The 2,485-nt window shown below is 57.3% G+C and carries 2 protein-coding genes; both read right to left on the bottom strand.

Annotated features, from left to right (window positions below):
• Positions 1-349 precede the first annotated feature (349 nt).
• Entirely contained in the window at positions 350-1,618 is a 1,269-nt protein-coding gene (locus tag SPHV1_RS03485; RefSeq protein WP_054944689.1) for a type II toxin-antitoxin system HipA family toxin, read from the bottom strand.
• The gene (locus SPHV1_RS03490; protein WP_054944690.1) at positions 1,608-1,958 is read right to left on the bottom strand and encodes a helix-turn-helix domain-containing protein; all 351 of its coding nucleotides are present in this window, start codon (positions 1,956-1,958) and stop codon (positions 1,608-1,610) included. The genes SPHV1_RS03485 and SPHV1_RS03490 overlap by 11 nt, the downstream gene beginning before the upstream one ends.
• Positions 1,959-2,485: the final 527 nt, after the last annotated feature.

The raw sequence follows: 2,485 nt of genomic DNA on the forward strand, positions 1-2,485 counted from the left end.
CAGGCCGCAGGATATCAACAGCTGGCACGTTCGAATTTCCGGTAGGGCAGACCGTCGCTTCATATGGACAATTTGCGCTCGTTTGATAGCTGCAGACTTCGGGAATAGGCGGATCGATTTCCCGGCGCAGCAAACAAGCTGTTCGCTCTGTCGCTTCCGTCGATGGGGCGGGACGCAACGCTTCCTGCCTTGTCGGCATCGAACGTAGTGATCATGCGTTCACTGCCCTGCTGGCCGTTATGTTCGAATGTCGGTCTCGCCAGACAGTCCTGTAGTGATCTGCGATCGTATTCGGAGACGATCTGGCGTTTGCCCAACAGCACCAGTGCAGCGCCTTTTCCCTCGCATGTCAGGATTCTTCTTCGAAGCCTTGCAATGCAAATGGATTGAGGAACTGGCGCCCCCACAGAAATTCCTGGTCGACCTGGGGCAGGGCGGCCTCGTCGCAGATATCCATCCACTTCGCGCGGATGGTTTTGATCTGCTTTCTAATGATCGCGCGGGCCTGCGCTTCGGTGAGCAGGAAGTTCTTCGAGGTTTTAATGCAGGCGTTCACCTGGCTAAGCCTCACATCGCTATGGATAAGCATGGCTTGCGTTGCCTCGCCACCCGTGCGTCCTTGCGGACAAATGTCATAGGCCGGTGTCAGCGTCAGCGCCTTGCCATCCCAGAACGCCGCATGGTTGCGGGCATGATCATCCGTGTTGCCCGACAGGATGTTGAACACAATCCGCCCGAACATCTCTTCGAGCGTTTCCTTCGGATCGGTGAAGCGGTAGCGGATCAGTTCCGCCAGTTCCTCGTAACTCGCATAGCGGGCTTCGGTCTCATCGAGGCCCAGCATCGTCAAGGCCGAGACGATCGCTTTTCGCGCCCAGCTATTTGCGGCTGGCGCTCGGTCAAATCGTTCAATGAGCAGCACGTCCTTGCCGAGGCCTTTGGTGAGTTCAACCGGAGCCACGTCGAGCCCGACTTCCTTCGCCATACGCATGGCGATGAATTCTGCTTTGACGACATTGTACAGGTCGTTGCTCGCCGAGAACTTCGCAATGAACTTGCGGCCCTGATCATCGATCAACGCCTTGGGGCGGGCACCACCCAGCGATGTTCCATGCTGCAAAGCCAGATCGAGTTCCGGTGAAAGCGGCAATCCGTTTTCAACGCGTTCGGCCGCGGCGGCGAGTTCGTCCAGAGATGCATTCTTGCGTTGGCGCGACTGGTAGTCCGTGGCCGATGCCTGAAAATCGAGCGCACCAATCCGGTCCGATCCCGATTCCATCAGGTACGTAAGCTCATCCAGATCGATCAGGTCCGCTTCGTCCGCCTTTGCACCCGTCACGCGGTTGATGATCACCCTGCGGCCCCAGGCATCAGGCGAGGCATCGCGGATGCAGCTTGGCATTTGCATGCGTGCGGACGGCTCGATCAGGCCTGTGCGCAGCGGCAGCTCCGGATCATAGATCGGGATCGCATCATCGCGTTCCAGGTAGCTGCGGCCATAGTTGAAGCCGAAACGTCCATCACGCTGGCGGCTGAGCAAGCCCGCCACCACCGGCTCGCGCGCGCGCGGCAGCCAGATCCAGACATAGACCTCCTTGTAACGGCGTTCAGAAATCATCCTTCACCACCGTCTTTTTCTGGCGCACGGATTTAGGCATCAAGCGTAGCTTGTTTGCCTGCTCGGCTACGCGGAAGGCGAGCCTGTCGCGATCCTCTTCGAATAAGGGCACCCCCACCACGCTGGCCGCTTCGAACACAATACCGATTGTGCAGCGTGGATCGCCATGTTCGATCCGCTGGATCATGTCGCGGGACACGCCAACTCTGTCGGCGAGCTCCTGCACGCTCCACTGGCGTTCCAGGCGGTTGGTGCGGATCAATTGGCCGAGCAGGGTGACGGCCTCGCGCCCGTAGCGCGATAGCGTCCATTTTGCTGGCGATTTTTTCCGCTTTGGCATGTCTCACCGTCCTTTTGAGATTATACCGTGAATCAGGATGAAAATCAATATTTCGTCTTATAAATAAGTCATTATGTGTTTTATGACGTTAATATAAGTCAAATTTGATTCAGAAAAATTCCTCCTCCAAAGGTGCGCGCGGACATCACCCTAGCCAACGTCACCCTCTTGCCGGCTTTGTTGCAGAGAGGCTCGCTTCAGATTCGGTTTGATCCCGGGATGCAATGGCTTTCCCCGCCACCCGGCAAGCGGAGACGTCAAGGGCGCCTCCGATACCATGAAGCGCGTTGAATAGGCCTTACTATCGAAGGCACTGACGGTGGCGCCGGCCGAATTCAGGTCGATGCGGGCGACGCGGCTGTTCAGACGGACTACCTCTCCGCCAACCACGCTTTTTCAAGCAGGCTCACAACGTCTCAGGACGTTCAGAAAATTATTTAGAATCTGTCGGTTGGAGGATTTCGGCGTCTCAGCTAATCTCGAGCCGGATCCTGTCAGGCCACGCGTGATCCGGGCTATGCGACATG

Origin of the sequence: Novosphingobium sp. KN65.2, from assembly GCF_001368935.1 — a bacterium.
Classification (GTDB): domain Bacteria; phylum Pseudomonadota; class Alphaproteobacteria; order Sphingomonadales; family Sphingomonadaceae; genus Novosphingobium; species Novosphingobium mathurense.